This window comes from Tsukamurella conjunctivitidis (assembly GCF_007858475.1).
Classification (GTDB): Bacteria; Actinomycetota; Actinomycetes; order Mycobacteriales; family Mycobacteriaceae; genus Tsukamurella; species Tsukamurella conjunctivitidis.
Genome location: NZ_VIGX01000244.1, coordinates 1 through 552 on the forward strand (window position 1 = coordinate 1; position 552 = coordinate 552).

Annotated in this window: 1 pseudogene; it reads right to left on the minus strand. The window is 46.2% G+C overall.

Features of this window, described 5'->3' with window-relative positions:
- Positions 1-552 (minus strand): annotated as a pseudogene (locus tag FK530_RS27690) (hypothetical protein); the annotation flags it as partial.

The window sequence follows — 552 nt, forward strand, 5'->3', positions numbered from 1 at the left end:
GGCGCTTCGCCGGCAGCTGCTGCACGTTCACGTTCAGCGCGCACTTCTCGACCATGAGTCAAAAACTCTGTTAAGGTCTCATCATCTTCTGGAGAGAGATTCTCACGGATCTTCTCTTCCCCTAAAATTTCTACTCGATGAAGCACCTTCTCTACCTGCTTAATATAGTAGGCTTGAACCTCTGTTGCTGTATCGATGGCAGTTAAACCACCTCCGATAACAACTGCCGGAAGACGTACTTGTAAGTTAGCAATTGAGCTATCTTTAGCGGCACCTGTTAGCTGCATCGCCATTAAGAAGTCAGAGGCTTGTTTCATCCCTTTTGCTAAGGAGTTATCAATCTTTAAATCTCTAGGAAGACCGGCACCAACTGCGAGCGATACATGGTCAAAGCCAAGATCGAAAGCATCTTCTAATGTTAATGTTCCCCCTAAACGGACACCGCCATAGATCTCTACATTGCGACGACGTGCCAAAGTCAGATAGATCAATTTTAGGAAGTTTTTATCCCAACGTACCGTAATTCCATACTCGGCTACGCCACCGAATCCT